Origin of the sequence: Ochrobactrum sp. SFR4 (assembly GCF_019730395.1) — a bacterium.
GTDB lineage: Bacteria > Pseudomonadota > Alphaproteobacteria > Rhizobiales > Rhizobiaceae > Pseudochrobactrum.
Genome location: NZ_JAAPBB010000123.1, coordinates 1 through 537 on the forward strand (window position 1 = coordinate 1; position 537 = coordinate 537).

General features: G+C 51.8%; 1 protein-coding gene. It reads right to left on the reverse strand.

Features of this window, described 5'->3' with window-relative positions:
- The coding region (locus HBA93_RS18170; protein ID WP_286202038.1) for an ABC transporter permease at positions 1 to 537 on the reverse strand (537 nt) is incomplete at both ends.

The following is a 537-nucleotide window of genomic DNA, read 5'->3' on the forward strand; positions in this document are numbered from 1 at the left end:
TCATGAAAGTGGAGAGCACCAGCCCCATGCCTGTCGTGATAATTACATAGAGCAAAGCAGCCGTGGAATAGGTCAGGAAACTGCCGGTAAACCGCACCTGAAAGATGAATACAGCGAAGGCGGTCAGCATCAGGAAGTTGAAGAAGGCAAGCCCGACATAAGGCAATTGCTTACCGATCAGAAACTCGAATTTCGTGACCGGTGTCACGTAGAAATTGATAATCGAGCCCAGTTCTTTTTCGCGCACAACACTCAAAACCGAAAGCATGGCCGGAATAACCAGCAGCAACAGCGGAATAACCGCCGGCTCCATGGCCACCAGACTTTGCACATCCGGATTATAGCGATAGCGGATTTCCATATTGAAGCTAGTGAGGGCTGTGGTGTTGCCATAGAGCTCGCGGGCTTTTTGCGACAGCCAGTTCAGATGCGTGCCTTGCACATAGCCCTGAATGGTTTCAGCACGCGTCGGCATTGCACCGTCAATCCATGCGCCGACTTCAACAGGACGTCCATGCTCAACATCGCGGGCAAAGT